2 protein-coding genes are annotated in these 1,709 nt (G+C 65.7%); one reads left to right on the forward strand and one right to left on the reverse strand.

Annotated features, from left to right (window positions below; translation table 11 throughout):
* Positions 1 to 88: 88 nt before the first annotated feature.
* Positions 89 to 1,096: an AraC family transcriptional regulator gene (locus tag Q8M88_RS07865; protein ID WP_305596099.1), complete on the reverse strand. Its 1,008-nt coding sequence runs from the start codon at positions 1,094 to 1,096 to the stop codon at positions 89 to 91.
* A gap of 141 nt (positions 1,097 to 1,237) precedes the next feature.
* Here Q8M88_RS07865 and Q8M88_RS07870 point away from each other — a divergent pair.
* Positions 1,238 to 1,709, forward strand: a 472-nt coding sequence (locus tag Q8M88_RS07870) for a tripartite tricarboxylate transporter substrate binding protein (protein WP_305596101.1), incomplete at its 3' end; no start/stop codon positions are given.

Consider the following 1,709-nt stretch of genomic DNA (forward strand, 5'->3'; position numbering starts at 1 on the left):
CACGCCCAGCTCCTTCACGCGCTGGTTCATCACGCAGTTTGGCCAGGCGCCACAGGATTGGCGCAAGGCCCATCCGGCCCAAGGCTGATCAGTTCGGACGCTGGCGCCAGGCGCGCGCGCTGCAGCCAAAACCCTGGCGAAACCAGTAGGCAAAGGCGCTGGGCGAGGAAAAACCCAGCAGGGTGGCGATCTCGGCCAGCGGGCGCTGGTTTTGCCGCAGCTGCTGCTCCGCCATTTCCATGCGCACCGCCTGAAGCACGGCCGAGAAGTCGGTGTCCTCGGCGATCAGGTGGCGGTGAAGCGTGCGGCGGTCCACCCCCAGGTGCTGCGCCACCTGCTGGGCAGTGCAACGCCCGCCCGGTAGCAGGGCGGTGATGAGCTGGCGGGTGGTGGTTTGTGCGCTGCGCTGGCCGCGCGAGAGTTCGCCGTCGAGGTAGCGCCGCAGGAAACTGGCCATGGCCGTCTGGCTGCCCGAGAGGCCTTGGGCCAGGTCGCTGGCGCGGCAGACGATGCCATTGAAGTCCGCGCCAAAAACCACACGGGCGCCAAAAAAACGTTCGAAGCGTTCCGGTTCCCCCACGGCCGCCTGCTTCAAGCCCACCCACTGCGGTTGCCAGCGATCGGCCAGCAACTCCTGCAGGATGCGGTGCATCACCCCCACCGCCAACTGCATGGACTGTGCCAATGTCGCCCCCGGTTCGGCCAGCATGTCCTCGGTGATGCGCAGCAGCCCGTCGGTTTCTTCCAATTGCGTCACCAGTGATGCGTTCAGCAGACGCAGGTAGCGGCACAGTGTGTCCAGCGCCGCACGAGCGCTGGGCTCCTCCTTGAGCACGAGGCTGATGGGGCCGAGGTTGGACAGCGAGCGCCGTGCCGCCAGGCGCAGCCCAAAATCCTCCGCACGGCTGGCACGCGCACTGTCATCGAGCAGCCGGCGCACGGCCTGGGTGCTGATGGGCGTTTCAGGGTCGGCCAGGCTGCGCAGCTGCAGGCCGGCGCGTCGCAACATGGCCGATGCGTCCAGACCCAGCGATTGCGCCAATTCGACGTAACCGTTGAGACTGGCGCTGCGCACAACCGGCAGATGGGTGGCCATCGGGTGTCCCAAATTCGAAAGTTCTTGGCACGAATTATCAAGCCGACCTGGGGTGGCCTGCCTACCATTCGTCCACGGTTTGCAACAAGCCTGCCGACAAACACCGGGGTGGCCCGGGCACACACAGATTTGGAGACATACATGCATTTCACTTCCCGCACCTCGCGGCGCGCTGTTTGCGCCACCTTGCTGGCTTTGGCCGTGCCGACCACTTTTGCCTGGTCCGACAAACCGGTCAAGGTCATCGTGCCCGCGCCCGCTGGCGGCGTGATGGACCAGGTGGCGCGCATCCTGGGTGACCAGTTGGCCAAGGACATCGGTCAACCCGTGGTGATCGAGAACCGTGCCGGCGCGGGCGGTGTGATCGGCATGCAAGCGCTGGTGACCGCACCGGCCGATGGCTCCACCATCATGTTCACGGCCAGCAACCTGCTGACCGAAATCCCGCATGTGCTCAAGGCCAGCATGGACATCGTGCCCAAGGTGCGCCCGGTGGCGGTGGCCGCGCGCGATAGCCTGGTGTTGATCGGTGCGCCCAACACCCCGGCCAAGGACCTCAAGGAACTGATCGGCTACGTCAAGGCCAATCCGGGCAAGGTGAGCTTTGCCTCTT

The organism is Phenylobacterium sp. (assembly GCF_030693805.1).
Taxonomy (GTDB): Bacteria; Pseudomonadota; Alphaproteobacteria; order Caulobacterales; family Caulobacteraceae; genus Phenylobacterium.